Here is a 2,500-nt window from a genome sequence, read left to right as displayed (position 1 = left end):
GGAAGGTTTGCCTTCCCTTGCGGGAATACTATACTCTTGTATAGTGGGTTGCCCCATTCAGACATCTGCGGATCACTTCGTGTGTGCCAATCCCCGCAGCTTTTCGCAGCTTACCACGTCTTTCTTCGCCTCTTGAAGCCTAGGCATCCGCCATACGCCCTTAACGATTTCTTTTCCTTAGCCAATTATATTGGCCGCTCGGTTTATTTTTTTATATAAAATCCCAATAATGTCAATGATCCGTATATAACACTGGTTCTTTTTTACTACTTCTTTCGTTTTTCGAACCTTGTGGAGAATAAGGGAGTCGAACCCTTGACCTCCTGCGTGCAAGGCAGGCGCTCTAGCCAGCTGAGCTAATTCCCCTTGTTTCCCTTTGTAGTCTCAGGCAGACTCGAACTGCCGACCTCTACATTATCAGTGTAGCGCTCTAACCGGCTGAGCTATGAGACTGATTGATTTCTATTTTCCTCGTTGCTCCTTTTACTCTTCTTCTATTGTCTTACCTTTTCCTTACAGGGGCTTTTCAGGGGTGTTATATATCTTGTGTTTTTTTCAACTTTTTACTTACTCTTTTATTTGTTTAAGTAGGAAACACCTGGAAGCTGTCAGCTTCTTTTGGGGTTTTTTATTCCTTGTTTTGACTTTTTGCTCTAAAAAAGAGATGTTCCAGCCGCACCTTCCGGTACGGCTACCTTGTTACGACTTAGCCCCAGTCACTAGTTTTACCCTAGGCAGCTCCTTTTACGGTCACCGACTTCAGGTACCCCCAGCTTCCATGGCTTGACGGGCGGTGTGTACAAGGCCCGGGAACGTATTCACCGCAGCATGGCTGATCTGCGATTACTAGCGATTCCAGCTTCATAGAGTCGAGTTGCAGACTCCAATCCGAACTGAGACCGGCTTTTGAGATTCGCATCTGGTTGCCCAGTAGCTGCCCTCTGTACCGGCCATTGTAGCACGTGTGTGGCCCAGGGCGTAAGGGCCGTGATGATTTGACGTCATCCCCACCTTCCTCGCGGTTTGCACCGGCAGTCTCATTAGAGTTCCCGACTTTAATCGCTGGCAACTAATGATAAGGGTTGCGCTCGTTATAGGACTTAACCTGACACCTCACGGCACGAGCTGACGACAACCATGCAGCACCTTGAAAATTGTCCGTAGAAATACTTATTTCTAAGTACGTCAATTCCCATTTAAGCCCTGGTAAGGTTCCTCGCGTATCATCGAATTAAACCACATGCTCCACCGCTTGTGCGGGCCCCCGTCAATTCCTTTGAGTTTCAACCTTGCGGTCGTACTCCCCAGGTGGGATACTTATTACTTTCGCTTAGTCACTGAGGGCTAACCCCCAACAACGAGTATCCATCGTTTACGGCGTGGACTACCAGGGTATCTAATCCTGTTCGCTCCCCACGCTTTCGTCCATCAGCGTCAATCGGTATTTAGTAACCTGCCTTCGCAATCGGGGTTCTGTGTAATATCTATGCATTTCACCGCTACACTACACATTCCAGCTACTTCAATACTATTCAAGATTAACAGTATCAACGGCAGTTCTACAGTTAAGCTGCAGGTTTTCACCGCTGACTTATCAACCCGCCTACGGACCCTTTAAACCCAATAAATCCGGATAACGCTCGCATCCTCCGTATTACCGCGGCTGCTGGCACGGAGTTAGCCGATGCTTATTCGTATGGTACCTTCAGAACATTACACGTAATGTGGTTTATTCCCATACAAAAGAAGTTTAAAACCCATAGGGCTGTCGTCCTTCACGCGGGATGGCTGGATCAGGCTCTCACCCATTGTCCAATATTCCTCACTGCTGCCTCCCGTAGGAGTCTGGTCCGTGTCTCAGTTCCAGTGTGGGGGTTCACCCTCTCAGGCCCCCTAAGGATCATCGTCTTGGTAAGCCGTTACCTTACCAACTAACTAATCCTACGCATGCCTATCTATATCCGATAAATCTTTTAATATCTGCCAATGCTGGCTGATATGTTATCCGGTATTAATCCGGGTTTCCCCGGGCTATCCCAGTGATACAGGTAAGTTGCATACGCGTTACGCACCCGTACGCCGGTCTCTCTTGAAGCAAGCTCCAAAATACCCCTCGGCTTGCATGTGTTAGGCCTCCCGCTAGCGTTCATCCTGAGCCAGGATCAAACTCTCCATTGTAATTTCTTTGTTATTATCAATCTCAAGGCTTTTTCCCAAACTCAAAAGAATCTCTCTTCTTCCAGGTTGTGTTTTGCTACTTTTTATCTTTCGTAAGCTTTGTTTAAAAAACTTTTTATTTCAACGATCTTTTGCGCTACTCAGGTCCCTCTCATCTTCTGTTTTTCTCTTTCGTTGTTCCTGACTTGCGGGTGCAAAGATAGCTACTTTTTCTTTCCCCGCAAGTTTTTTTTTAATCTTTTTTTAATCTTTTTTACCTACCAAACCATAATATGCTGCATATCACCTATTTAACCTCCAAAAAAAATTTTTAATTTTTTTT

The 2,500-nt window shown here is 46.0% G+C and carries 2 tRNA genes and 2 rRNA genes (1 of these 4 cut by a window edge); all 4 read right to left on the bottom strand.

From position 1 onward, the window contains the following. Positions 1–174, bottom strand: a 23S ribosomal RNA gene (locus GFU93_RS04400) (it extends 2,649 nt beyond the left edge of the window). 118 nt (positions 175–292) lie between these two features. After that, positions 293–366 (bottom strand) — tRNA-Ala (locus tag GFU93_RS04395). A gap of 13 nt (positions 367–379) precedes the next feature. Beyond that, a tRNA-Ile gene (locus GFU93_RS04390) sits at positions 380–453 on the bottom strand. A 204-nt stretch (positions 454–657) separates the two neighbouring features. Further along, a 16S ribosomal RNA gene (locus GFU93_RS04385) occupies positions 658–2,178 on the bottom strand. Together the 16S and 23S rRNA genes with 2 tRNA genes alongside form the textbook arrangement of a ribosomal RNA operon. Between the last annotated feature and the right edge of the window lie 322 nt (positions 2,179–2,500).

This window comes from Apibacter sp. B3546, assembly GCF_009827885.1.
Classification (GTDB): domain Bacteria; phylum Bacteroidota; class Bacteroidia; order Flavobacteriales; family Weeksellaceae; genus Apibacter.
Note: the sequence above shows the minus strand (reverse complement) of the source record. Positions and strands in the feature narration are given on the sequence as shown.